At 57.2% G+C, this 1615-nt stretch carries 3 protein-coding genes; all 3 read left to right on the top strand.

Going from position 1 to position 1615, the window contains the following annotated elements; translation table 11 throughout:
* On the top strand, positions 1-447 hold a 447-nt coding region (locus tag CKO23_RS24595; RefSeq protein ID WP_200336132.1), incomplete at its 5' end, for a transposase.
* A gap of 92 nt (positions 448-539) precedes the next feature.
* Positions 540-944 (top strand): hypothetical protein, encoded by a 405-nt coding sequence (locus tag CKO23_RS24600; RefSeq protein ID WP_200336134.1) that lies wholly within the window; start codon positions 540-542, stop codon positions 942-944.
* 55 nt (positions 945-999) lie between these two features.
* The gene (locus CKO23_RS24605; RefSeq protein WP_200336136.1) at positions 1000-1359 is read left to right on the top strand and encodes a hypothetical protein; all 360 of its coding nucleotides are present in this window, start codon (positions 1000-1002) and stop codon (positions 1357-1359) included.
* The last annotated feature ends 256 nt before the right edge of the window (positions 1360-1615 follow it).

Genomic DNA, 1615 nt, shown 5'->3' on the forward strand with positions numbered 1-1615 from the left:
GAGACCCGCACGAGCGAGGACTTCGCCGCGTATCTCGCCGCACTGCTCGCCCAGCGTCCAGCCCATACCCCGTGGCATCTGGTCATGGACAACCTCAACATCCATTGCTCCGAGGCGGTTGTGCGCCTCATCGCCGAGGCCATCGGTTTCGAGGGCGACCTCGGCGTGAAGGAGCGCTACGGCATCCTCAAATCCATGGCCACGCGCACCGCGTTCCTCAGCGATCCGAGCCATCGCATCGTCTTTCACTTCACCCCCAAGCACGCCTCGTGGCTCAATCAGATCGAGATGTGGTTCTCGATCCTGGCACGCAAAGTCCTGCGCCGTGGCAACTTCACCTCCATCGACGACCTTCAGAAACGCATCAGCGATTTCATCGACTTCTTCAATCGCACGTTGGCCAAGCCCTTCCGCTGGACCTATGAGGGAAAGCCGCTCGCAGCATGAATGATTAAACAGTCTCGGGATTTCCACTCTGTTGCACTAGTACGCGAGAATCGGCGGGCAATCTAGAACATGTAGATTCACGCGAGACAACCATGTGGCGGATCGAGTTCTCTTCGTCTGAGTTTCTGCCTCTACTGCCGGAACAGTGCCAAGGAAACCCTGGCGTGTATGGGTTTGAGCTGGCCTGGTGGCTTGCCCAGGCCCTGGCAGCAAGGGGAGTAGTTACAAGCTACCCGCTCGGAGAGGACTGGGGCTGGTTGATCGAGCATATCGACTTGCAAGAATCGGAGTTCACCATTGGCTGTGCAAGCATGGCCGAAGACGGTGAGGGATACGCAGGAAAGGAAGTAGCGTGGTCAATCTTCATCCGGCCGCACACAACGCTAAAGCAACGTTTGAAGGGCCAAACACACAAGCAAGAGGTGGAGCGCCTGGGCCAGCACGTGATCGCATCACTCCAGCAAAGAGGCATCGCGCCGGTGCAGAGTAAGGCCTAACTGGAGGCCACTGCGCGACGACGAGCGTATCAAACCCTGATCTCGAGGAATAACGATGAGCGAAGCAATCTTGTACGCAATTGATGCCCCCCATATTACCGATACGGTGACGGCTTCGGGGTTTGTGGATCAGTGTAGAGACAGTAACGAGGCACCAACCGCGGGCATTGCCTCTTTCTTTGAGAACCTTCTACGAGTTTGGCCAGAAGACGGGTCAAAGGGTGCCGTTTGGTACGAAGATTTCACACACAACAGGCCGGCCGGATCCGTCCTTGAGATGACGTTCGAGCTCAGTGAATTCGACGAAGAACGATTGGGCCAACTAAGGGCAATCGCCGAGCAACACGGAGTCCATGTGCTCGATCCAGAAGGTGAGGTCCTATACCTTGCTGACGGGAGTGAGGCAGGTGCCTAGTGCAACAGAGTGGAAATCCCGAGACTGTTTAATCATTCATACTGCGAGCGGCTTTCCCTCATAGGTCCAGCGAAAGGGTTTGGCCAACACAGGGAGCGGGGTCACACAGGGAGCGGGGTTTTGAGTAGACCGGGCACTCCCCGGACGGTAGGGCGACGTTTGTGTTCTCTGTTTGCCGCCTAGTTTCCTGGCGGTGCCACATGATCTCGCCCGTGGTCCAAGTTGCGACCCGGCCCCTCTCAGAACCGGACAAGCG

Origin of the sequence: Thiocystis violacea, assembly GCF_016583565.1 — a bacterium.
Classification (GTDB): Bacteria; Pseudomonadota; Gammaproteobacteria; order Chromatiales; family Chromatiaceae; genus Thiorhodococcus; species Thiorhodococcus violaceus_A.